General features: G+C 30.7%; 25 protein-coding genes and 1 tRNA gene. 21 read left to right on the top strand and 5 right to left on the bottom strand.

All coding sequences use genetic code 11. The features are described 5' to 3' along the window. Nucleotides 1–9 precede the first annotated feature (9 nt). From HNQ03_RS01505 to HNQ03_RS01525, 5 genes are all read left to right on the top strand, one after another. Nucleotides 10–909, top strand: a complete 900-nt coding sequence (locus tag HNQ03_RS01505) for a hypothetical protein (RefSeq protein ID WP_173777880.1) — start codon at nt 10–12, stop codon at nt 907–909. A 256-nt stretch (nt 910–1,165) separates the two neighbouring features. Then, complete coding sequence (locus HNQ03_RS01510) at nt 1,166–2,098, top strand: polyprenyl synthetase family protein (protein ID WP_382404983.1); 933 nt, start codon at nt 1,166–1,168, stop codon at nt 2,096–2,098. Nucleotides 2,099–2,110: 12 nt separating this feature from the next. Further along, nucleotides 2,111–3,151 (top strand): serine hydrolase domain-containing protein, encoded by a 1,041-nt coding sequence (locus HNQ03_RS01515; protein ID WP_173777882.1) that lies wholly within the window; start codon nt 2,111–2,113, stop codon nt 3,149–3,151. Between the two features lie 186 nt (nt 3,152–3,337). Beyond that, nucleotides 3,338–5,767 carry an alpha-ketoacid dehydrogenase subunit alpha/beta gene (locus HNQ03_RS01520; RefSeq protein WP_173777883.1) on the top strand — a complete coding sequence of 810 codons (2,430 nt, stop codon included), beginning with the start codon at nt 3,338–3,340 and terminating at the stop codon, nt 5,765–5,767. 150 nt (nt 5,768–5,917) lie between these two features. Then, nucleotides 5,918–6,931, top strand: a complete 1,014-nt coding sequence (locus HNQ03_RS01525) for a helix-turn-helix domain-containing protein (protein ID WP_173777884.1) — start codon at nt 5,918–5,920, stop codon at nt 6,929–6,931. A gap of 24 nt (nt 6,932–6,955) precedes the next feature. Here the strand turns inward: HNQ03_RS01525 and HNQ03_RS01530 are convergent, their stop codons facing one another. Beyond that, nucleotides 6,956–7,870, bottom strand: coding sequence for a hypothetical protein (locus tag HNQ03_RS01530; RefSeq protein WP_173777885.1), 915 nt, complete (start codon nt 7,868–7,870; stop codon nt 6,956–6,958). A gap of 372 nt (nt 7,871–8,242) precedes the next feature. On the opposite strand from HNQ03_RS01530, the gene HNQ03_RS01535 reads away from it, so the two are divergent. The 13 genes from HNQ03_RS01535 (at nt 8,243) to HNQ03_RS01595 (ending at nt 18,471) form a co-directional block, all read left to right on the top strand. Next, the gene (locus tag HNQ03_RS01535; RefSeq protein ID WP_173777886.1) at nt 8,243–8,398 is read left to right on the top strand and encodes a hypothetical protein; all 156 of its coding nucleotides are present in this window, start codon (nt 8,243–8,245) and stop codon (nt 8,396–8,398) included. A gap of 62 nt (nt 8,399–8,460) precedes the next feature. Next, entirely contained in the window at nt 8,461–10,122 is a 1,662-nt protein-coding gene (locus HNQ03_RS01540; protein ID WP_173777887.1) for a sensor histidine kinase, read from the top strand. After that, on the top strand, nt 10,123–10,788 hold the full coding sequence (locus HNQ03_RS01545) for a response regulator (protein WP_173777888.1): 666 nt from the start codon (nt 10,123–10,125) through the stop codon (nt 10,786–10,788). 637 nt (nt 10,789–11,425) lie between these two features. Further along, a complete protein-coding gene (locus tag HNQ03_RS01550; RefSeq protein ID WP_173777889.1) occupies nt 11,426–11,647 on the top strand; it encodes a hypothetical protein in 222 nt (73 codons plus the stop codon). 377 nt (nt 11,648–12,024) lie between these two features. Then, nucleotides 12,025–12,531 (top strand): thermonuclease family protein, encoded by a 507-nt coding sequence (locus HNQ03_RS01555; protein ID WP_226927408.1) that lies wholly within the window; start codon nt 12,025–12,027, stop codon nt 12,529–12,531. 92 nt (nt 12,532–12,623) lie between these two features. Beyond that, nucleotides 12,624–13,127, top strand: a complete 504-nt coding sequence (locus HNQ03_RS01560) for a GbsR/MarR family transcriptional regulator (RefSeq protein WP_173777890.1) — start codon at nt 12,624–12,626, stop codon at nt 13,125–13,127. Between the two features lie 173 nt (nt 13,128–13,300). Continuing rightward, the gene (locus HNQ03_RS01565; RefSeq protein WP_173777891.1) at nt 13,301–13,648 is read left to right on the top strand and encodes a hypothetical protein; all 348 of its coding nucleotides are present in this window, start codon (nt 13,301–13,303) and stop codon (nt 13,646–13,648) included. A gap of 12 nt (nt 13,649–13,660) precedes the next feature. Further along, nucleotides 13,661–14,050, top strand: a complete 390-nt coding sequence (locus tag HNQ03_RS01570) for a hypothetical protein (protein WP_173777892.1) — start codon at nt 13,661–13,663, stop codon at nt 14,048–14,050. A 143-nt stretch (nt 14,051–14,193) separates the two neighbouring features. After that, nucleotides 14,194–14,985, top strand: a complete 792-nt coding sequence (locus HNQ03_RS01575; RefSeq protein WP_173777893.1) for a DCC1-like thiol-disulfide oxidoreductase family protein — start codon at nt 14,194–14,196, stop codon at nt 14,983–14,985. 43 nt (nt 14,986–15,028) lie between these two features. Then, complete coding sequence (locus HNQ03_RS01580) at nt 15,029–15,418, top strand: hypothetical protein (RefSeq protein ID WP_173777894.1); 390 nt, start codon at nt 15,029–15,031, stop codon at nt 15,416–15,418. Nucleotides 15,419–15,450: 32 nt separating this feature from the next. Next, nucleotides 15,451–15,729 (top strand): hypothetical protein, encoded by a 279-nt coding sequence (locus tag HNQ03_RS01585; protein WP_173777895.1) that lies wholly within the window; start codon nt 15,451–15,453, stop codon nt 15,727–15,729. 556 nt (nt 15,730–16,285) lie between these two features. Continuing rightward, a complete protein-coding gene (gene lpdA, locus HNQ03_RS01590) occupies nt 16,286–17,677 on the top strand; it encodes a dihydrolipoyl dehydrogenase (RefSeq protein WP_173777896.1) in 1,392 nt (463 codons plus the stop codon). A gap of 92 nt (nt 17,678–17,769) precedes the next feature. After that, a complete protein-coding gene (locus HNQ03_RS01595) occupies nt 17,770–18,471 on the top strand; it encodes a VIT1/CCC1 transporter family protein (protein WP_173777897.1) in 702 nt (233 codons plus the stop codon). Between the two features lie 49 nt (nt 18,472–18,520). Here the strand turns inward: HNQ03_RS01595 and HNQ03_RS01600 are convergent, their stop codons facing one another. The 3 genes from HNQ03_RS01600 to HNQ03_RS01610 form a co-directional block, all read right to left on the bottom strand. Then, nucleotides 18,521–19,216: an ABC transporter ATP-binding protein gene (locus tag HNQ03_RS01600; protein WP_173777898.1), complete on the bottom strand. Its 696-nt coding sequence runs from the start codon at nt 19,214–19,216 to the stop codon at nt 18,521–18,523. Between the two features lie 84 nt (nt 19,217–19,300). After that, nucleotides 19,301–19,906, bottom strand: coding sequence for a hypothetical protein (locus HNQ03_RS01605; protein WP_173777899.1), 606 nt, complete (start codon nt 19,904–19,906; stop codon nt 19,301–19,303). A gap of 164 nt (nt 19,907–20,070) precedes the next feature. Continuing rightward, nucleotides 20,071–20,144, bottom strand: a tRNA-Arg gene (locus HNQ03_RS01610). 44 nt (nt 20,145–20,188) lie between these two features. Here HNQ03_RS01610 and HNQ03_RS01615 point away from each other — a divergent pair. The 3 genes from HNQ03_RS01615 to HNQ03_RS01625 all read left to right on the top strand — a co-directional run bounded on the left by HNQ03_RS01615 (nt 20,189) and on the right by HNQ03_RS01625 (nt 23,993). Further along, a complete protein-coding gene (locus HNQ03_RS01615) occupies nt 20,189–21,238 on the top strand; it encodes an ABC transporter substrate-binding protein (RefSeq protein ID WP_173777900.1) in 1,050 nt (349 codons plus the stop codon). Nucleotides 21,239–21,303: 65 nt separating this feature from the next. Beyond that, nucleotides 21,304–21,948, top strand: coding sequence for a monofunctional biosynthetic peptidoglycan transglycosylase (mtgA, locus tag HNQ03_RS01620; protein ID WP_173777901.1), 645 nt, complete (start codon nt 21,304–21,306; stop codon nt 21,946–21,948). 8 nt (nt 21,949–21,956) lie between these two features. After that, nucleotides 21,957–23,993, top strand: a complete 2,037-nt coding sequence (locus HNQ03_RS01625) for a recombinase (protein ID WP_173777902.1) — start codon at nt 21,957–21,959, stop codon at nt 23,991–23,993. On the opposite strand, the gene HNQ03_RS01630 is transcribed toward HNQ03_RS01625, so the two are convergent. Continuing rightward, a complete protein-coding gene (locus tag HNQ03_RS01630; protein WP_173777903.1) occupies nt 23,971–24,270 on the bottom strand; it encodes a hypothetical protein in 300 nt (99 codons plus the stop codon). The genes HNQ03_RS01625 and HNQ03_RS01630 overlap by 23 nt on opposite strands. Between the last annotated feature and the right edge of the window lies 1 nt (nt 24,271).

Below are 24,271 nucleotides of genomic sequence, written 5' to 3' on the forward strand. Positions count from 1 at the left end.
AAATTTTGAATGAAATATTTTTCAATTTACATTTCTTTATTTTTTACTAATTTTTACTTCGCTCAACAAAGCCACATTTTTAAAATTAATAAATACAAAATTGCTGTACTTTCAGACAGTTTGCAAGAAAATTCTGGGCTCACTTTCTTCAAAGATCAATTATTTAGTATCAATGATGGTGGAAATACTTCAGAATTATTCCAATTAAATGCCCAAACTGGAAAAGTGATTAAAAAACACAGAACCTATCTTCAAAATACAGATTGGGAGGCGATAACCAACGACAACGATAATTTCTACATCGGCGATTTTGGAAACAATAACGGGACAAGAAAAGATTTAAATATTTATAAATTCCCTATCGATAGCGGAATCAGCGTTGATAGAACTTTAAGCGTTACCGATGGTTTTGCAACGTCAATTCCTTTCTATTATCCAGAGCAAACAGATTTTCGCCCAAAAAATTTGAGAAATGATTTCGATGCAGAAGCAATGATATTTCTCAACGGGGAAATTCATTTATTCACCAAGGAATGGAATTCCAAAATGACCACACATTACCTTATAGATTCAAATACTTTTGAATTACAAGCAGCAAAAAAGGTAGAAACTTTTGATATAGGTTTTGTAGTTACAGACGCTTCATTCTTCGATGGAAAATTATATTTAATTGGATATACAAAAAAGACAGAGGTATTTTTACAAATTTTTGCAGTTTCAGAAAACGTAGATTTATTCTTCACAAAACCCTTACAAAAATACTATCTCGGAAGCGCAATTTCTTTAGGACAAATAGAAGGAATTGCTGTCAATGCTTCTGGAATCTACATTTCTGCAGAAAGATTTCTATTCCCTTTTGGAAAAACGACGCAGAAATTTTTTCATATTCCTCATGATAAATTAGATTAGACATTATCTTTATCGTAAAATCTAAAATTCATAAATGAATATACTTTTCAATCACAAGGAAAAAAACCTTTCAATTTAATGAAATTTACGAGAGAAAATTCTTAAACATTTTTTCTTTAAGATCTAAATTATGAACAGATGAAAATCACTTAAAAATTCATTTAATAATAATTATCTTTGTCATAATTATTTCAAAACAAGAATTTCCACATTGTCAAATCCAGTAGACCTTATAAAACAACCTATAGAATCCGAAATGAAACTTTTTGAAGAGAAGTTTTACGCTTCTATGAAGAGTAATGTTTCACTTTTAGATAAAGTTACAAGGTTTATAGTAACTACAAAAGGCAAGCAAATGCGACCAATGTTCGTATTTCTTTGTGCAAAATTAATTGGTGATGTCAACGACAAAACCTATCGCGGAGCATCAATGATTGAGCTTATTCACACGGCAACATTGGTTCATGATGATGTAGTAGATGAAAGTTTCAAACGCAGAAATTTCTTTTCCATTAATGCGCTTTGGAAAAATAAGATTGCCGTATTGGTAGGAGATTATTTGCTTTCAAAATCAGTATTGCTTTCTACGGATCACAAAGATTATGATTTGCTATCTGTTATTGCAAGAACAATTCGAGAAATGTCTGAAGGCGAGCTTCTACAATTAGAAAAAGCCCGAAAATTAGACATTACCGAAGACGTTTATTATGAAATTATCCGCATGAAAACGGCAACTCTAATTGCAGCTTGTTGCGAAATTGGTGTACTTTCTAATAATGCAGATGAGGTTTTGGCCAAAAAAATGCAAGAATTTGGAACTTTTACCGGAATGGCTTTCCAAATTAAAGATGATTTGTTTGATTATTTAAGCAAAAACGTCATCGGAAAACCTGTAGGAATAGATATTAAAGAACAAAAAATGACTTTACCATTGATTTATTCTTTAAAAAATGCCAATGAAAAAGATCGAAAATATTATTTTAAAAGTTTAAAAAACTACAACAACGATTCTAAACGCGTGAAAGAATTGATAGAGTTTGTAAAATCTTCTGGCGGTATGGATTACGCCATTTCTGTAATGAAAGATTACCAACAAAAAGCCAAAAATATCCTCAACGATTTTCCAGATTCCGAAGCCAAACATTCTCTGAATTTGATGCTGGATTATGTAATTGAAAGGAAGTTTTAAACACAATATTTAATGAAATTTATCCTTGTAAAATTTGCAATAATCTTACTTATAATATCTTGTAAAACAACAACTACAATTAATGTTGAAACTAAAGATAATCTATTAGAAAAAATTGATTCAATTGCCAATTCAACTAATTATAATGGTGTAATTCTTTTGGGAAGCAATTCAGATATTTTATACAATAAAGCATTTGGATATTCAAATTTAGAAAGCAAAACAATACTTAAAACAAGCGACCAATTTTATATAGGTTCAATTAGCAAACAAATAACAGCAGCTTTAGTTTTAATAGAATATGAAAAAGGAAATATTCAATTGACTGATAAAATTTCCGATTTTCTGCCAGAAATTAATCAAGCTTGGGCAAATCAAGTTACAATTCATCATTTGCTCACACATACTCACGGAATTATTTCAATTGACGAACCTCTAGAATTTGAATTGGGATCGCAATTTCATTATTCCCAAATTGGGTATGATCTATTATCGAAAATTGTTGAAAAAGTAAAAGGTAAAACCTTTGAACAAATTTCAACAGCATTATTTTTAGAAAAAAATTTAAACAACACATTTCATCCTGCTAACAGAAAATATAAGAATTTAGTAAATGGTTACGAAGAAAGCGAAGCAGGGAAATTATTAATTGCCGAAGGGAATCCTGTAAAATATATTGCAGCAGGCGGATTTATTTCAAATGCTGAAGACTTATTGAAGTGGAACAATCTTTTATATTCTGGAAAAATAGTTAAGTTATCGACTTTAAAGTTAATGGAAACAAGATATGCAACGAGAGTTCATCCCATTTTTGATAAAATTGAATACGGTTATGGATTAATTTTTAAAAATGGAGATCAGGAAATACAAATAGGAGCTTTTGGTTATTCACCTGGTTTTCCTTCAGCAAATTATTATTATCCGCAAACCAATTTACACCTTATCGTTTTAGAAAATATTGGCGCAAACTTGGCAGATTTCAAGATAACATTTAAAACACACACGGAATTGATGCGTTTATTAAAGAATGAATCATCAAAAATTAAACGTTAAGTATTGAACAAGATTTTGCACGCAAATTTCTATGATATAAAAATCTCTAGATTTTTTTTGATGAACTTAATTTCTCCATCGTTCCTAATGGTTAAAATCCAATATTAATTTAAGAATCGTTCAATTATACTTCAAAGTTTTGCACATTGCACACCATTCCTTATATTTGTAAAATAACCTTTTGCTATGCCAGAAACTTACATCCAAACTCAAGAACTATCCTTCACAGATTTTAAAAATAATATTTTAGAAGATTATAAACTAGCGAGAATTTCTCGCGAAATGTCTTATCTCGGTAGAAGAGAAGTACTTACTGGTAAGGCAAAGTTTGGAATTTTTGGCGATGGAAAAGAATTGCCACAATTGGCAATGGCAAAAGTGTTTAAAAATGGAGATTGGAGATCTGGATATTACAGAGATCAAACCTTCGCTCTTGCAGTTGATGCCCTTACTGTAGAAACTTTTTTCGCGCAATTATACGCAGATACAAGCGTAGAACGCGAACCAGCTTCTGCTGGAAGACAAATGAACGGGCATTTTGCAACCAGAACTTTAAATGAAGACGGAACCTGGAAAAATTTAATGGAAATGAAAAATATTTCCGCAGATATTTCCCCAACTGCCGGACAAATGCCGAGATTATTAGGTCTCGCGCAAGCTTCCAAAATTTTTAAGGAAGTTCAATTTGATGGTTCGGGAAAGTTTTCAAATAATGGAAATGAAATCGCTTTTGGTACCATTGGAGACGCTTCTACAGCAGAAGGTCATTTTTTTGAAACCTTAAATGCTGCTTGTGCGCTGCAAGTTCCGATGATTGTTTCTATCTGGGACGATGGTTACGGAATTTCTGTACCTACCAAAAATCAACGTGCAAAAGCAGATATTGCAGAGATGCTTTCTGGTTTTCAAAAACAAGAAGGATCTGACCAAGGTTGCCAAATAATACAAGTGAAAGCTTGGGATTTTCCTGCATTATTAGATGCTTACGCAAGAGCAGAGCATTTTGCGAGAGTAGAAAGCACACCTGTTGTAGTTCACGTCATAGAAGTTACACAACCACAAGGACATTCCACCTCTGGAAGCCACGAAAGATACAAAGATGAAAGCCGATTGACGTGGGAAACCGAGTTTGATGGCTTAAATAAATTAAAAGAATGGATTCTTACGTACGAAGTAGAAATTGAGGGCGAAAAAATGGCTTTATCTACTGAAGAAGAATTAGATAATATAGAAAAAGAAGCTAAAAAATTAGTCAAAAACGGGCAAAAAATTGCTTGGGAAAATTACAGAAATGATATTGATGCTATAAAAAATGAAATTTTGCCATTGGTGGAAAATTTAGCATCTCAAAGCGATGAAGTAAAAGAAGTATTGAAAAGCTTCAAAGCATTAATTACCATTGGGAAAAGAGAAATCTTCCATCTTGCAAGAAAATCTGTTCTTATTACTAGAAACCAAAATTCTGATGAAAGAAATTCATTAAAGGACAAATTAGCTAAAATTTCAGAAATTGAAAAAGACAGATATTCTTCTCATTTATATTCACAATCTGCATTAAAGACGACCAAGGTTCAAGAAGTGAAACCAATATTTACAGAAAATTCTGAAATATTGGATGGTAGAGTAGTATTGAGAAATAATTTCGACAAAATTTTTGAGAAATATCCACAAACATTGGTTTTTGGGGAAGATGCCGGAAACATTGGCGATGTGAACCAAGGATTAGAAGGTCTTCAAGAAAAATATGGAGCTTTAAGAATTGCAGATACTGGTATTCGCGAAGCCACCATTCTTGGACAAGGAATTGGTTTGGCAATGCGTGGACTTAGACCGATTGCAGAAATTCAATATTTAGACTACGTTTTGTATTGTTTGCAAGGTATGAGCGACGATCTAGCAACATTGCACTATCGTACAAAAGGTGGACAAAAAGCACCCGTAATTATAAGAACGCGTGGCCATAGATTAGAAGGAATCTGGCATTCTGGCTCGCCAATGGCAGGAATTCTAAATCTTGTAAAAGGAATTTTGGTATTGGTACCAAGAAATTTAACCATCGCTGCAGGATTTTACAACACATTATTACAATCAGACGAACCTGCAATTGTTGTAGAACCGTTAAACGGATATAGATTAAAAGAAAAGCAACCAGAAAATCTTGGAGAATACAATATTCCTGTAGGAAAAGTTGATGTTACCAAAGAAGGGAAAGATGTAACATTGGTGACGTACGGTTCCACTTGGAGATTGGTGATGGAAGCAGCAAATGAATTAGAAAAACTCGGAATTTCTGCAGAAGTTATTGATATTCAATCCCTAATTCCATTTGATATTGAATCAGAAATTGCAAAAAGTCTAGAAAAAACGAGCAGATTAGTTGTAATTGATGAAGACGTTTCCGGTGGCGCATCAGCATTTATTCTGCAACAAGTTTTAGAAAATCAAAATGCTTTCAAATTATTAGATTCTCAACCTTTGACGATTGCTGCAAACGACCATCGTCCAGCTTACGGAACAGATGGAGATTACTTTAGCAAGCCTTCCGTAGACGATATGGTAGAAAAAATCTATGGAATATTTAATGAAAATAATTCCGTAAAATTTCCAAATCTTTAATTTTAGAAATAGTCATATAAGCAGCCTAATCCTCAATTATTAACGCCAAAGTACTACAATGTTTTTTGGTAGTATATTAAATTAATAAAAAACATCTCAAAAATTCTTCACAAATAAGATTTTTTAGAATACATAATTAAAAATCATTAAATGCCAACTTTTCAAGTACAATCCATACCATTAAAAGATGTAATCATCAGTTTGGCAAAATCTTTTAATGTTCCTTACCAACATAGTTGCAACGAACATTTTTTAGAAATTCCAGCGAAATTTGGGGGAGGAGAAATACGTGGAATTAATTTCGATAATGGCCTTGGTCTTATCGTGTACAATGTTTCTTTTAAAGAAGATATTCGCTTAGAATTTACAATAGATGAGGTTCATCCTATTAAGTTTATTTATTCTTTGCAAGGTTCCTTATCGCATTTATTTGCAGACCAAGAAGAGATCCATTCTATACCAGAATATAGTTGTGCTATAGTTGCGAGTGAAAAAAATGGTGGACACATTGTAGAGTTTAAAAAAGATATTTCCTATGAAGTTGTAAGCATAGAAATTGATAGAAAAGTTTTCAGTGAGCGTGTACATTGCGAAATTGATGATTGGAATTCTAAATTGCAAGATTTATTCTTAGATCTGGAAGGCAAGAAACAATTTTATCATCTAGGAAGTTGTGGCGTTTATTTTAAAGATATTTTGCAAGATTTTGAAAAATATAAGGACTTTCTTCTGGCTCGTAAATTAAATTTACAAAGCATTACTTTGCAAATGTTTATCAATCAATTGGCGCAATTTGATGATGATTTAGCAAACGATTCTGATCGTACTATTCTTCGGATTGATGAATTGAAAAGAGTAGAAGAGATTGCGAAATTTGTACAAAAAAATCTCGCCGCAGATCTCTCAATAAAAAATTTGGCCAAAAAATCTGGGCTCAATCCCAACAAACTGCAAAATGGATTCAAACATTTGTACAGTACTACCGTCAATGAATTTGTAACCAACACGCGATTAGAAAAATCTAATATTCTTCTCAAAAATAAGGAATACAACGTTTCTGCAGTTGTGGCGGCAATCGGTTTGGAAAGTAATAGTTATTTCTCGAAAATTTACAAGAAAAAATTCGGAATCACCCCGAAGAATTATAAAAAATTATTTGTTTAAATTAATATTTAAAAGAATTTTTTTTTATTTAGTACAATATTTTTCCAAAATATAAGGCGTTACTTCTTTCAGTGTTTTATTGTTTTCTGGGTGAATTCCGTGGTTGGTAAAAAATTCTACCACGTTATTAGTTTTATCGTACCATACTTTTCCAAGAGCATTTTCTGCGGTTAAAGTATCCTGCTGTGTTATTTTTTTTAATTTATATTTTTCTAAATTAAATTGCTCTACTTGAAAATTGTCTATATTTTCACCACAATAAACGGAAATGTACTGCTCTTCATTCCAGTACATACAATCTTTTTTTTTCTTTATTAATGGTGGTTTTTGCAATTCGGTATCACTGTTGTGTGGAATTTTATAGATCGTATTCTGCAGTATTTCCTTTTTTTCTACAATGGGATAAGAATTTTTAGTGGAGGTTTCTGGAAGATTGTGAGTGGTTTTATTTGCAAATTGATCGAATTTATTTACGATAAAACTTCCTAGTAAAATAATGCCGATGAATCCGAAACTATTCTTGTTTTTCGAAACAAATTCTGGTAGCGTAAAAATAGGGCTATTGGTAATATTGATTATTATTTCTGAAAAATTGCTAGAGGAAGAATCTTGTTTTTTTCCGTCGATGCTTACTTTCACACTCGTTTTATTTTCTAAGTCTGTACATTGGTCACAATATTGTGCAAAATTTTCAAAGCCAATATATTTGCATAAATCATCTAATATGTAGGATTTTATATTGTAATCTACATTATTTTCAACCAAATTTTTATAGTAATTTTCAAGAGTTTTGTAGCTTATTTGAATTTTAAAATCTTCTTGTAATTTAAATTCCAAATCTTTCAATATTCCACTCAGAGATTTTTCTGTAGTTGTTTTTTCAGCCTTTTCAAAAACATCTTTTATTAATTTTCTTTTTTGCAGCAAAAATTTCGACATCTTTATTAAGTTTTTGTAAAAGTAGAAAGTTTATTTTAAAAAATTCTAAAAACTATGGTTTTCCTTTTGTGAAACTTTCCAAAAACTTTCCCATTTCTTTCTAACACTTGCCTCTTGTATTGCAATACTTTTGCTCTAGAAATAAGTATAAAAGATTGTATAACAGTACAATTCACCTACAAATTTCTAATATTCTTGTAAAGCTCTGAAAAAAAAATCTGCTCTGGGACGCAGGTTTTCTCGTCATCGTCTTTGCAAAAATAAATTCCCAAAAATTTTAAGAAGCGCTTCTTATTTCATGAATGTATCTCTACCTAAAAATCTGTGTTTTTGGGCATGTACAGAAATATTTAAACTTAAAATTTATACAAAATGTTACAATTTATTTTGATATTATTAGGATTGTTGACTTCAAATCCAGATGCAAATTCATTTAATTCAAATGAAGATCACTCGGTAAACACTGAAACAATTAACAATCCACCAAATGATACAGGTGGAGAAACAAGTTTACCACCGAAAAGATAATTTTTTTCAAACGGCTGAATATTTATTCGGCCGTTTTCATTAAATTTGGTAAAATCCTTCATTTGAAATATTTATACCTTCTGCTTTTCGTACTTTTCTCTTGTAAAAAAAATGAAAATGCACCGAACAAACAAAATAATAATGGTGATTTTCTATATGATCAAGCCTTTACAAAGCTTGATAACAACCAAAAAGAAATCGCTTACTCGCTTTTTAGTAAAGCCAAAATTGAATATTTAAAATCTCATGATTCTCTCTGTGTTGCAAAATGTGAGATGAATATGGCGGTCATCCAAAATGAATATGGCGACATCACGGGAAGCCAAGAAAATGCTATAGAAGCTCTAAAATTTTTTGCTTCACATAATGATTCTATTTACATTTCTACTACACTTAATATACTTGGCACAAACGAAATTTCTTCGGGCAACAGCAAGCAAAGTATTAAATATTTAAACAAAGCTATCTTTCACAGTGTTGATAATTTGGAGAGAAATGTAATTTTAAACAACAAAGCAATTGCTTTTTCAAAGATCCAAAACAATGATTCTTGTTTAATTATTTTAAATAATTTGGCAAAAACCGACCCATCTCAAAAAGCACGGTATATCGATAATTTTGAATATTACTCTTGGAAAAAAGACAATAATTACAATGCGGAACCAAAAATGCTAGAAGCTTTGGAAATGCGCGTAGAAAAAAATGACTTGATGGGACAAAACGCCAGTCACGCTCATCTAGCGGATTTCTATGAAGAAAAAAATACGGAAAGATCCCTCTTTCATGCTTATAAAATGTATGATATTGCGAAGCAATTAAAAAATCCGGATGATCAGTTGGAAGCATTAGAAAAATTGGTAAAAATTGAAAATCCTTCTAATTCTAAGAAATATTTTGTACATTATTTAGCATTAAAAGAAAGCATAAACAAATCTAGAAGCAATGCCAAAAATCAATTTGCTGTGATTCGTTATGAATCTGAAAAAGAGAGAGAAAACTATTTAAAATTAGAAGCTGAAAAGGTAGAAGAAAATTATCAACTTTTAATCCGAAATATTGCTTTGGTATTGAGCGTTTCATTTATAATACTAAGTATTTTCTGGTATAAAAAAAGAAAAATCAGCATAGAACAAGATCGTGAATTAGAAATTAAGAGAACTGAATTAAAATTTTCTAAAAAAATACATGATGTGGTTTCTAATGGTGTGTACCAAGTGATGTCTGAAATAGAAAACAAAAATGAAATCGATAAAAATCAGATTTTAAATAAACTAGAAAATCTATATGAAAAATCTAGGGATATTTCTTATGAAAATAGTACAATCAATCTAATAGAAAATTACCAAAAGCGCATATCAACTTTGGTAGATTCCTTTTCTTCCGATTCTTTAAAACCAATAATTATTGGCAACGAAAATGAAATTTGGAATCAAATTTCTACCAAAATACATTCAGAATTTTTCATCATTCTACAGGAACTTCTTGTAAATATGAAAAAACATAGCCATGCACAAAAATTAATTTTGAAATTCGAAATCGTAGGTAAGATGCTTATTTTTAAATATATGGATGATGGAATTGGTATGGAACAGAATGTAAATAAGAAAAATGGACTTCAAAATATGGAAAACCGTATTTTTTCCTGCCAAGGAAATATTACATTTGACAAAATAAACGATAAAGGAACTTGCATAAAAATTTCTTTTCCATTAAAAAATAATTGAATGTATCATAAAGTTTTGGCTGTAGAAGATTTTGAAAGTGCAAGTATTTCTGTACAGAAAGCACTAGATGATTTGGATATTAAAAATGTTGTTTTCGCAAATTATTGCGATCAGGCGTTTGAAATATTTAATGATAATTTTGAAGAAAATTCAACTTTCGATTTGTTAATCACAGATTTATCTTTCGATGAAGATAATAATGTACAAGAAATAAAATCTGGTATAGAATTGATAAAAAAAATTAGAGAAATTTCTCAAGATGTAAAAATCATAGTTTTTTCTACAGAAAGAAGATCACGAAAAATCAATGAACTTTTTACAGATTTAAAAATAGATGGTTTTGTGAGCAAAGGAAGAATGGATGTGCAGGAGCTAAAAAAAGCCATATTAGAAATATCTGAAGACAATAGTTATATTTCGCAAGAAAATTTATTCAATATTAAGCAAACAGATACTTTAGAATTATCGAATTTAGAATATGCTATATTGCAACTACTTTCTTCTGGTATTCTGCAAAAGAATATCTCAATTATTTTGAAAGAGAGAAACTTGAAACCAAATAGCCTGAGTTCGCTAGAAAAAATACTAAATCAATTAAAAGAAACTTTCTCGGCGAAAAGTAACGAGCAATTAATAGCTAAATGTAAAGATTTGGGTATTTTATAAAGTTCCTTTTACCATTTTATTACATTTAATATCTAACCTTTCAATTTTTGGAAGGTTTTTTTTGTACTATTTCGCCCGTTTTACGGTTTCCCGTAAGGTGGTTTTGTGAAGAGGTTTTATATTTGTTGAAAGATAAAATATAAGAGAATCCAAAAAATTCTTAAAACACAAAGTCAAGATATCTTTTTCAGAAAAAGCAGTGGTAATTTCAAATGTATTTTTATACATAGTTTTTTATCACTGTAATTTCAGGAATTTTCAAGAAATGATATAATTTGAATAGTCATTTTTTTAAACAATGTCATTTTATTATAAGCTAGAATGCTTTTTAATTTTTCTATGAATTTTAAAAACCTTTTTTATCAGATATTTTTTAATTATATAATATGAAATTTGGATTTAGAAAACCATCACTGAAAAAAAGAATTTCAGCTAGGATGTCACCAAAAAGATATATAAGGCATAATCTAGGATTTAAGGCTCCTCGTGGATACGGATGGATTACCAATCCAAAAAAGTTCGCTTACAATAAAGTTTATAACAAAACTTCCCGTGGCTGTTTATTAGTTGCAATTCCTTTCGTATGTTTCTTCACATTTCTATTATTTTTGATCATAATCAAGGTGAATTAATAATTATGACAAGACATTTACAAAAAATCACACACCTTCTAGCTATTTTCTTGTCCGTTTGGTTTTCACATAGTTTAGCACAAACTACAAGTAAAAAGAAAGCAAAGACGCATAAAGTTCACAAAAATAAGACGCAACAAAAAGCGACTGAAAGTGGCAATACTAAAGGTGGACGAACAATTTATACTGGACCGAGAGGTGGAATATTCTATATAAACAACAATTGAAATAAAACTTATATATAATATGGATAAATTAAGATGAATATTTTAATTAAGTATTTTACCTTTACTAATTCCATAAGAAAACTGCAGAGCAATTTAATTTTTGATAGTAATATTTTAAAACCTTCATAAAAAAAATAGAAATCTTAAACAAAACCATTGTTTTATTTCTAATTAGGATTTTTTTGATAAGTTTGTTTCAATTTTTACATAAGAATTTGATAATTCTCTTTTTTATGGATTGAAAGACCTTAATAAGTCCATTAATGGACAAATGCACTGCGATTTATTTAAATTATTTATCAATAAAGTTAGAATTTAGTGTTCATGGTATTAGTTAGATAGAAACTTATTTTTTTACTTTTAAATGAATTTTTCAAATGATGTTCAAACTCTTCTTCATCTCATTCCTATTTTTCCTCGCTTGCAATCCGAAAACTGAAACAAGCAATAGTTTACCCAAAAATTTTGAAGGAAAAGTAGTTGCGATAAAAGATGGAGACACCTTCAAAGTAATGTATGAAGGAAAAGAAAAAACAATCCGACTAGAACATATAGATTGCCCAGAAAAAAGCCAGCCGTTTGGGAATAATGCCAAACAATTGGCGTCAGATTTATGCTTCGGAAAAATGGTGAAAGTTGTAAGCAACGGAAAAATGGATAGATATCAACGTCTGATTGCAGAAATTTACGTTGGCGATATAAATGTGAACAAAGAACTCGTGGAGAATGGTCTGGCTTGGCATTTTGTAAATTATTCTAAAGATAATTCCTACGCAAAATTAGAAATTCAAGCTCGTAAAAACAAAGCCGGACTTTGGTCAGACGTCCATGCAATCGCACCTTGGGATTGGCGAAAAATTAAAAAAGCCAAAAATAAAAAGTAGTTTTAAGCTATTTTCTAAAAATCAAAAATAAACTTTCAATTATTTTTGAAAATTCAAAAAGTTTGTTTATCTTTGGCCTATAATTAAAGCAAATGAAACTTTCTGAAGCCAAAGAGCAATACATTCAAACCTGGGGAACATTCGCTACCAATTGGGGCATCAACAGAACCATGGCGCAAGTTCACGCTTTGCTTTTAACTTCTTCGGAAGCACTTTCTACAGATGAAATCATGCAAAATCTTCAAATTTCTCGCGGAAATGCAAACATGAATATTCGCGCATTGATGGATTGGGGAATCGTGAAAAAAGAATTGGTGCGTGGCGAAAGAAAGGAGTTTTTCTCTGCTGATAAAGACGTTTGGTTTCTCTTTAAACAAATTACAAAAGAGCGCAGAAAACGCGAGATAGAACCAATAATTTCTTTTCTAGACAACCTGAAAGATATAGAAGACAACGATTCCGACGAGGCAAAAGAATTTATAAAATTAATGGGAGATTTTTCCTCCGTTACCAATAAAATAAACAATGTGATGGATTTAGCCGTAAAAAGCGACGATCATTGGTTGGTTGGGAAGATTACGAATCTTTTGAAATAATTTATTACTAATAAAATAAAAAAGAGCGAAATCTCTTTTTTATTTAAAACATACTTTCAAAAATTACTGAAACTACAAAAATTAAAATTATGAAAAATCTAATCATTCACTTATTCCTAATCCTCTACTTTGGAAATAGCAAAAGAAGTTTCTTAAATTTTTAAACAAAATAAATGCTCAATCTAGTATCCATATCATTTTATATTTTGATAAGTTTTTACATCACTATTTTTATTGGCTACAAATGCTACAAAATCGGCGATGTTTATTTACTCAATTTCATAAAAAATGTGGAAATCTGCAAATCTATCAACCATACTTTGTTGATTGGGTACTATCTTGTAAATCTTGGTTATATTGCTTACTCTATTCATTCTTGGCAAACTGTAAAAAATATATCGCAAGGTTTTCTTGCTGTATCTACACAACTTTCTACTATTCTTATTATTCTCTGCGTATTGCATTACGCCAATATTGCAGGCATTTATTTCCTTCGAAAAAAACAAAATATTAATCTTTAAAATTTATTTATCATGAATGCAACGTACAACTTATCTGCTTATTTTATTTATTTACCGGTAGTTATCGCTTTAACTATCGTAGTTTCCAACATCCTTTTTAGAAATGGAAAAATCTTTATGCTCGATATTTTCCATCAGAAAAAAGATATCGCATATGCTACCAATTCTCTTTTCAAAATTGGATTTTATTTGCTCAATATTGGTTTTGCATTAAAAATAGTAGAATTTTCAGAACTGCTCACTTCAGAATCTCTCATTGTAAATTTGAGCGAAAAATTAGGTGGATTTTCCATTTACCTCGGTGTGATGATGATGCTCAATCTATTACTCTTCATGAAAGGTAGAAAACACGCCTTGAAATCTGAATCAATCAAAATTTCTGAAGAAAATTTAGCAGTTTAAATAGTAATAAAATTCATATAAAGGCATTTTACTTTGCTAAATGAAATGCCTTTGCGAAGTTTAAATGCTGTGTAATGATACAAAAATCTCTGAGAACTCTGCGTTCAAAAAAGCACTAATAGTTTACCTGAAAATTTCGCAAAATGAAAACTCTAGCCAACCATCAACTGATCTACGACAAAGATTGTCCCATGTGCAAAGTCTATTCTGGTGCATTCGTAAAGGCAAAAATGCTGGATGAAAATGGCAGGCAAAATTATAGAGATTTATCAGAGCAAACAAAATCTTTATTAAATGTAAACCGAGCGAGAAATGAAATTGCTTTGGTCAATTTTGCGGAAAATAAAACCTATTACGGTTTAGATAGTTTGCTCATCATCATTGGAAATTCTTTTCCGCTTTTAGAAAAAATTGGTAGAATTCCCTTGATCTATTGGTTTTTTTCAAAATTATATTCTCTGGTTTCTTACAATAGAAAACAAATAATTCCTTCAAAAAATGATTTTTTAGAAAATGCTTGCGTGCCAGATTTTAATTTGAATTACAGATTGATTTTTATTATTTCTGGAATTTTATTCTCTAGCTTTTTATTAAATCAAATATTCATCAATGTAAATTTTCAGCAGCAGTTTTTCATTTCATTTTTAATAATTCTAGGCTTTTATCTTTGGCAAATTGGTTTTATGTTTAAAAATAGAACCGAAAAAATATTCGATTATTTAGGAAATTTAAATACACTTTCAATAATAGGAACCACACTATTTTATATTGTATCAAAAATTGATGGTACTGCATTCGATTTTTCATTAACTCTTGTTATTGTTTTACTAATGATAGATCATTTCAGACGAGTAAATATTACTAAAATAAATAAAATTACAATCATCAGCTTTATTATTTATCCTCTCTTTATTTATATTCTATTTCAACAATAAATGGTATTTTTAACATCTTTTAATTAAATTAAAATACTACGAAATGAACAAATTTAAAATTCTAAAATACGAATCTAAAACTCAAATTATTTTAAGTGCAATCGCGACTGTTATCTGTTTATTTACCTTAGCGATGGGAGGCGGAGACGAGTTGACATTTGCGTTTCTAATCAGTTTATTCTTAATTGGATTTTTTAATATTATTGGTTTTATCATCAGGTTAATTGTTGTTAAGAATCAACTAAATTTTATATATATTGCACTCTTGTTCGGGTATTTCGTGATTATTTCCACATTAACCAATGTAATGCAATTGCGAGAGGAAATCTTGATAAATATAGGTGGATCTTTTGCCGTTTTATTAAATGTATTTTACTTATGGTACGGAGATTATTTAGTAAAAAATTGGGCGATTGAAGATAAAAATGTTTAAATTTTGTAGCTAAATTGTGTGGGTTTTTTACGATGAAAAAATTAAAAATTTTAAAAAATGAAGTACGATTGCAAATGGTTTTAAGTGCCATTGCAGCTATAATTTGTTTAGTTATTTTGGGATCAGAGGGAAAACATGAAGCTGGCATTATCTATTTTGCGAGTCTGTTTTTAATAGGTATTTTCAATGTAATGGGATTTATTGTAAGATCATTTTTAATAGATCACAAATTTAATAAGATCTACTCATATAGTGTTATTGGTTTTTTTGTGCTATTTTATATTCTATTGCAAATCGATGAAGATTTTTAGATTATTTACATACAATTTTGTGGACTTTTCTTAAATATTTATTATCTGTGGTATGGATATTATTTAGTAAATAATTGGGAGATTGAAAATAATAATATTTAATTTTTGCAGCTAAATAGTTTGAGTTTTCAGCGATGAAAAAATTAACCATTTTGAAAATAGAAACTGTTTTGCAATGTATTATTTCTTTTGGTGCCATATTGTACTCGGTGTATTTTTTAAAAAGTAAAGATTCAGATGTTTTATTTTTAATTAGTGTTTTTTGGGTTGGTATCGCAAATTTTTTTGAGTTTTTGGTTAGAATATTTATTATGCAAAGTAAATTCAATGTCATTTACTTTTTTTCTGTCATCTCTTTTTTCTATTTTTAGCATTACTTACTTTCTCAATAATCATTTTAGATACACTCAATTTATTCATTATAATTGAAGTTTTTGGAGTTTTATTCAATATTTATTACATAACCTTCGGCTTTATCCTAGTAAAAAACTGGCACAAAAAATCCATTTCCTAAAATAATATTATTTCCGTAAATTTGCATCTAAATTTTATTTAAATGAACTACGATATTATAGTAATTGGAAGTGGACCAGGAGGTTATGTAACAGCAATTCGTGCTGCACAATTGGGTTTTAAAACTGCCATCATAGAAAAAGAATCTCTCGGCGGAATTTGCCTAAACTGGGGTTGTATTCCTACAAAAGCACTTTTGAAATCTGCGCACGTTTTTAATTATTTAAATCATGCGGAAGATTATGGTTTAAATAAAGTAGAAAATCCAGGTTTTGATTTTAGTAAAGTAATTGCAAGAAGTAGAGGAGTTGCCAACAAAATGAGCGGCGGTATTGCTTTCTTGATGAAGAAAAATAAAATTGACGTCATCATGGGAACTGCCAAAATTCAAAAAGGCAAAAAAGTTTCTGTAGTTGATGCAGACGGAAAATCTACAGAATATACTGGAAATCATATCATTATAGCAACTGGAGCGCGTTCTAGAGAATTGCCAAATATTCCACAAGATGGCATAAAAGTAATTGGTTATAGACAAGCAATGGTTTTGCCAGAGCAACCAAAAACGATGATTGTTGTAGGTTCTGGAGCAATTGGGGTAGAGTTTGCAGATTTTTATAACGCAATGGGTACAAAAGTAACCATCGTAGAATATATGCCGGTAATCGTTCCTGTAGAGGATGAAGATATTTCAAAACATTTAGAAAAATCTTTGAAGAAATCTGGGATAGAAATTATGACCAACGCATCTGTAGAGTCTATAGACACTTCTGGAAATGGCGTAAAAGCAACCGTAAAAACGGCAAAAGGAGACGTAGTTTTAGAAGCAGATATTTTGCTTTCTGCGGTAGGAATAGCTTCGAATTTGGAAGGTCAAGGTTTGGAGGAAGTTGGCATCAAAACTGAAAAAGGAAAAATTTTGGTGAATGATTGGTACGAAACAAATGTTCCTGGATATTATGCAATTGGAGATGTTCTACCTACACAAGCATTGGCTCACGTTGCATCTGCAGAAGGAATTACTTGTGTAGAAAAAATAAAAGGTCTGCATGTAGAAGCTATAGATTATGGCAATATTCCTGGTTGTACATATTGTTCACCAGAAGTTGCTTCTGTAGGTCTTACAGAAAAACAAGCTAAAGAAAAAGGTATTGAAATAAAAGTTGGTAAATTCCCACTTTCAGCTTCCGGAAAAGCTACGGCAAACGGAAATACAGATGGTTTCATCAAAGTAATTTTTGATGCAAAGTACGGAGAATGGTTGGGATGCCACATGATTGGTGAAGGCGTTACAGATATGATTGCAGAAGCCGTGGTTGCTAGAAAATTAGAAACCACAGGTCATGAAATCATCAAAGCTATTCATCCACATCCTACAGTTTCTGAAGCGATAATGGAAGCTGCTGCAGCTGCTTATGGAGAAGTGATTCATATTTAAAGAGAATCAAGAATTTAGAATCTAGATACAAGATTTTTTAGTATAAAATTTAAAGCGGTTTTTGTAACCGCTTTTTTTTGTAACTTTATTTTATGGAAAAAGAAGTTGAATTTGAAGATCATTTTATCAACCGCAGCAATTGGATTCGCGCTGCTGTTTTAGGCGCAAATGATGGTATATTATCCGTTGGTAGTATTGCAATTGGTGTTGCAGCAGCAGGTTCTTCTAGAGAAAATTTACTTTTAGCAACCTTGGCTGGTTTGGTAGCTGGAGTTTTTGCAATGGCTGCAGGGGAATATGTTTCTGTAAGTTCACAAGCTGATATAGAAGAGGCAGATTTGAAACGCGAAGCCAAAGAATTAGAAGAAATGCCAGAATTGGAAATGCGAGAATTGGCAAAAATCTACCAAAAAAGAGGTTTAACAGAAGAACTTTCAATGCAAGTTGCGCAGCAATTGCATGATCATGATGCTTTGGGAGCTCATGCAAGAGACGAATTGGGCATTAATGAAATCATGAAGGCTAAACCTTTTGAAGCAGCATTTGCAAGTGGAGCATCATTTGTGGTAGGTGGCGTTTTGCCACTTTTGGTATGTATATTTTTGCCGTTGGAACATATGATGTATTATCAATACGGTTTTACAACTATTTTCCTTGTTATTCTTGGCTATCTATCTGCAAGAGGAGGAGGTTCTCACATTATGAATTCTATATTAAGAGTGCTAATTTGGGGAACTTTAGCCATGATTGCTGCAGCTTTTACAGGATATTTGTTCGGCGTGAATGTAGGGTAATTTGCACTTTTTAATACATTGAAAATTTATAAAATTCGTAAAACTTCGCCTAATTCGTATAACTAGCAAAAGCTTCTTCCAAACTAGAAAATTTCCCTTTAAATTCTTCTATAGCGCAATCTTGCAAAATATTTCCTTGGTGAATTAATATCACTCTGCTGCAAAGTGCTTCCACTTCTTGCATAATGTGTGTGGAAAATATCACCATCTTTTCTTCCCCAATTTTCTTGATGACGTTGCGTATTTCTATGATCTGATTCGGGTCTAAACCATTGGTAGGTTCATCCAAAATCAAAAGATCTGGCTCGTGCAAAATCGCTTGTGCAAGCCCAACTCTTTGCTGATAACCCTTGGAAAGCTGGCCAATTTTTTTATTTTTTTCTGGCGTAATGCCTACTAAATCTACAACCTCCGCAATTCTAGCATTAGAAATTTTGTGCACATTTGCTATAAATTGCAAACTTTCTTGCACATACATTTCCTTATACAACGGATTGTTTTCTGGCAGAAATCCTATCTGTTTTTTAGAATCTATTTCGTGGGTTTGTATGTTTTTATTATTAAAAATAATCTCACCTTCGTCTATTTTCAAAACACCGGCAATAGATTTCATCAGTGTAGATTTTCCAGCGCCATTTGGTCCCAAAAGTCCGATGATTTCGTGTTGATCAATAGCAATATTTATTTTATTTAAAGCAATCTGTTGCCCAAATTTCTTGGTTAAATTTGTGATGTGTAAAGACATTTATTAATTTTAATGTTACAAAAATATAAATAAAAAACTCATTCTAAATAGAATGAGTTCAATAAATGTTTTCAAAAAACATTTTTACTTTTTAGTAGACTTCTTTACTGTTTTTTTTACTGTTTTTTTGGTTGCTGCAGCAGATGCAACATTTTCTACAATGGCTGCTTTCTCTACAGTTTTTGTCTCCTCGTTTCCAGCAAATCCTGTAAAACTTCCACCAGTTGAGGTGCTAGTTGTGCTCGAAGCTTTTTTGTCTTTACCAAAAATCTTATCAACTTGTTTTTTTGTTAGAAATTGGCTTTTGCCAACATATTTTCTGTTTTTACCAATGTAATGTACAAATTGCACTGTTATTTGTCCATAATTTCTTCCATAGTTCAAGCCAATAATATCTTGCGGAAGCTCCATTTCTATCTCGCTTGTTGGCATGTCTATAAAACCATCAGAGATCAATTTATATAATTGATCAAAATCTTTATTCAAATCGTAAAAATAAAAAGAACGAAAACTATTCAGATTTGCGTTTGCTACATCTTGATAATTAAAGGTGTATTTCTTATCTTTTTTGTAAAGTGATACAGAATTGTCTTTTCCTACTTCTGTAAGCGCATCATTTTTCAAAATTTTTATTTGAGAAAATGCACTGACTGAGAAGAGAATTGTAAAAAGTAAAATTAATTTTTTCATTTCTTGTGTTTTTTAAATTGATATTGCTATCGTAATTAAGGGAATAAAGTTAGATTATTCCTTTTGCAAAAATAAGACCTTTTTTTTATATTGTCTATTTTTCTTAATTTTTAAACAAAAAAATTCCCAAAATCCTTATTTTCAAAGAAATATTGGGAAAATTGTGACCTCGACTGGATTCAAACCAGTAACCTCTTGAGCCGTAATCAAGTGCGCTATTCAGTTGCGCCACGAGGCCGATTTGAGTTTGCAAATATAATACTTTTTTATTTTCTTTGAGGAATGAAACAGATATTCTTTTTATTATTTTTATCATGTATTTTATTGCAATGTAAAAAACAAGCCCCAGAAAACTTAAAAAACTCTTGGACAGAAATTTCAGAAAGAGTTTCATTCAATTCAAATGCAAAAAATTTGGAATTCAAATCTGGCAAATTCAATTATAAATTTGATGCTAAAAGTTTGCCGTTAAAAAGAGTCATTTTTTTAAATGCAAGTTTGGTTGGTTTTGCTACAGAATTGTCTGTAGAAAATCAAATTGTAGGAGTTTCTAGTCCAGAATATGTTTATTCAGAAAAGATTTTAAATAAAATTAAATCCGGAGAAATTGAAGATGTAGGTAATGAGCAGAAATATAATTTAGAAAAAATAATTGCTTTAAAACCAGATGCTGTTTTCACAAACTATATTGCAAGTTTTGAAAATACGTACCAACTTTTAAAACAAAACGGCATACAGATTATATTTCTCGATGAGTATTTGGAACAAAAACCTTTAGAAAAATCTAAATATTTAATTCTTTTTGGCCAATTATTCAAAAAGGAAACTGAGGCAAATTTACTTTATAATAGTATTGAAGCTAACTTTTTTACTTTGGAAAAATTAGCGCAAAAAAATAAAATTATCCCAACAGTTTTAGCCAACGAAATGTACGGAAATCAGTGGTTTTTGCCAGGAGGAAAAAGCCAATTGGCGCATTATTTAAAATCTGCAAATTCTGTTTATATTAATAAAGATAATTCTTCAGAAAGCGCTATTCCTTTGAGTTTTGAAGAAATATTTGTGAAAGCCCAAAATGCAAAAATATGGGTGAATGTTGGAAATCATCATACCAAAAAAGAATTATTAATGATCAATCCAAATTACGCAAAAATGAATATTTTTAACCAAGGGAAAATATATTCCATCACAGGAAAAGAGAAAAATAAGGCCAATGATTTTTTTGAAAGCGGAGTAGTTCGGGCTGATTTAGTATTGCAAGATTATGTGAAAATTCTACATCCAGCATTATTAAAAGATAAAGAATTAATATATCTAAAAGAACTGCGTTAAAAATTTTTTCTTTGCGTTGAAATCCAGTTTCATTGTTGTAATTTTGCCTTTCTTATAAATTTTCTATGTGGAAAAAACTTAAAAAATTAATTTTAATCATTATTCTATTCAATATTATATTTATTGTTTGGGGAAAATTTTTCAATCCACCAATTACGATTACTCAAATTGGCGGAATATTGGAATATGGCAAGCTAGAAAGAGATTATATTTCTTATGATGAAATGGGATCTCTCGTGAAAAAAGCTGTCATAGCTTCTGAAGATCAAAAATTCTTTATACACAATGGTTTCGATTATGATGCTATAGAAAAGGCGATGAAGAAGAATGAAGAGGGCAAAAAATTGCGCGGTGGAAGCACAATTTCTCAACAAACTGCAAAAAATGTATTTCTTTGGCAAGGTAGAAGTTATCTAAGAAAAGGTTTGGAGGCTGGTTATACCTTCATCATAGAATTAATCTGGGGAAAGCAAGTTATCTTAGAAAGATACCTAAATTCTATAGAAATGGGACGAGGCGTATTTGGCGTAGAAGCTGCTTCACTCTATTATTTTGGCAAGCATTCTAAAGATTTATCAAAAAGTGAAGCTGCTTGGATTGCAGTAATGTTGCCCAATCCTAAGAAATATGACCCGAAAAATCCGACTTCTTATTTAAGAAAAAAACACAATTGGGTTTTAAAACAAATGAATAATATAAGCTTGCCATAATATTACCAATGAAACTCTTTTCGGGTAAATCCCAAGATTTTAATAAAATTCTGAAGAAATATTTTCTCGTAAAAAATGAAAGTACTTCATTAGAACCATTGTACGAAGTTTTCAACGCTGTAAAATCTGAAGATTTTGAAGTCGTTTTGGAATATTTGAAGCAATCTGAAGCTATAGCTGAAAATTTTTCCTACTATTTGCACAATCTCTTTGAAGGAAAACCTTTCAATGTTTCTTTAACGGAAGCTAATATTTTATCAGAAAATTCTTTCTTTCCAGAATTTAAAAAAAGAGTGCTCAATACGCTTTTACCACCTGTAGAAAACGAAGATTCTGTTTTTTACATGGTAGATCATCTTTTAAGAAATCCTAAGAAAGACCTTAAATTCTTACAAGAGATTTCTGAAGAAAATATTTCGGAACTTTTTATTTTATTAAAAATTGATAAAATAATATTGAAAGAATCTGTACAAAAAGAGTTGATATTTTCCATCAATATCTTGGCTTGGAGAATGATTGGCGATGCATTGAAATCAGAAGTTTTGAAGATGACGCCGGAGTACAAAAACTACGACAATCCTTTTATAGCCTTGCAGCATGAATTAGAAATTTTGAGCACGGAAATTAGAAATATCAAGGATTTCCGTTTCACTTCTAAAAATACAGATGTAAAACAGGTTTTTATTTATGTTTCCCAATGTTTGGAATTTGTAGATAATGCTTTTAAAAATTCTAGCAAATACGGAATTTCAAACAAGACAAACCAGACTTTATTAAGAATTAAACAGCAAATAAATAGGCTAAAAGACATCATAAGTTTACTTCTTATCAATAAAGATGAAGATGTTTTGAATAATTCTAAAACTCTCGTATACAATATTTTAGAATATAAATCTCGCAAGAATAATATTGCAGAACTTTTTGATGATAGCACACTGCTTATTTCACATTTAATCACAAATCATACTGCAGAAACAGGCACGAAATATATTTCTTCAAATTATAAAGAATATTTCAAAATGCTGTACAAAGCAAGTGGAGGAGGTATGATTGTAGGTTTCTTATGCGTATTGAAAATGCTCTACAGCTATTCTTCTTCTAGCGACTTTGCGCATGCATTTTTGTATTCTATGAATTATGCAATGGGATTCGTGATGATCTATTTAATGCATTTTACGTTGGCTACAAAACAACCAGCAATGACGGCAGCTACGATGGTGAAGGTACTTTCCGAAGAACAAAATACGACAAAAAACTATACGGAATTTTCTCACCTTTTTGCAAAATTAATCCGCACCCAATTTATTGCATTTATGGGTAATGTATTGTGGGCATTTCCTGTGGCACTTGCAATTATCTATGGATTTGATGTTTTGCTGCAAGAAAATTTAGCAGCGCAAAAAAGTCCGAAACTATTAAAAGATCTTAATTTTTTAGATTCCAAAGCATTTTTGCATGCGAGTATTGCAGGTGTTTTTCTATTTATTTCTGGTATTATTGCGGGTAGTGTTGGCAATAATTCTGTCTTTTATCAGATGCCCAAAAGATTGGAGAAAAATTTATTTCTGAAGAAAATTTTTGGAGAAAAATTCTCAAAGTCTATTGCAAAATTCTATGAAAATAATTGGCCAGGTATAATTTCAAACGTTTGGTTTGGTGTTTTTTTGGGTGTAGCTGGTCCAATTGGGCATTTTTTGGGAATAGATTTAGATATTCGCCACATTACATTTGCAGCAGGAAATTTTGCCTTAGGATTGTATGGCAATCATTTTGAGGTTTCTACATTTACCATCTGGATTTCTATTGCAACAATTTTTGGTGTTGGGTTTTTCAATTTTATAGTAAGTTTTGGACTTTCTATGACTTTGGCTTTGCGCTCTAGAAAAATAGATTTACAAGAATTTAAGCAAATAAGAAAAGCCATCTTTAGCTATTTTGTAAGCAATCCTTGGAAGTTCTTTTTGCCTATTAGATCACAAGTATTAGACTCTCGATCAGATGAAATGATGGTGAAATCTATACCTAAAAAATCTGAAGATCGATAAATTTTTCGACACCAAATTCTGCTTGAAATTTTTTCAGATAAAAGCTTTTTCGTAGTTGAAAATCATTTTTCAATAGTGGTGAATTTATTTTAATCTTCAATATCTTTTTATCCAAATTCACACTGTCAATTTCTTGAAAAAGGCTCCTGTCTAAGTAAAATTCTAGAAAATCTTTCACCTCAAAAGCCAATAATTTTTCTTCAAAACCATGAATTCTCGCAAAAGATTGCACCAATTCTGAACCGAGGTATTCTCTTTTTTTTCTAATTTTTTTCATC

It is taken from the genome of Frigoriflavimonas asaccharolytica (assembly GCF_013294015.1).
GTDB lineage: Bacteria > Bacteroidota > Bacteroidia > Flavobacteriales > Weeksellaceae > Frigoriflavimonas > Frigoriflavimonas asaccharolytica.